The following is a 204-nucleotide window of genomic DNA, read 5'->3' on the forward strand; positions in this document are numbered from 1 at the left end:
ATGGTTCCTCAATTATGGGTAGCATTAGATGCGATGCCATTAACCGGTAATGGAAAGCTGGATAAGAAGTCATTGCCCAATCCTGATAGTTCAGAATTATCCAGTAAAGAATATGTAGCACCGCGCAACGAAACAGAAAGACAATTAGCCGAAATCTGGCAGAATCTCTTAGGATTAGAACAAGTAGGAATTCATGATAATTTC

At 39.2% G+C, this 204-nt stretch carries 1 protein-coding gene; it reads left to right on the top strand.

The genetic code is table 11. The features are described 5' to 3' along the window. A partial coding sequence (locus C8P67_RS22235) for a hypothetical protein (protein WP_170141507.1) occupies window positions 1-204 on the top strand: 204 nt, incomplete at both ends.

Source organism: Flavobacterium aquicola (genome assembly GCF_003385115.1).
GTDB lineage: Bacteria > Bacteroidota > Bacteroidia > Flavobacteriales > Flavobacteriaceae > Flavobacterium > Flavobacterium aquicola.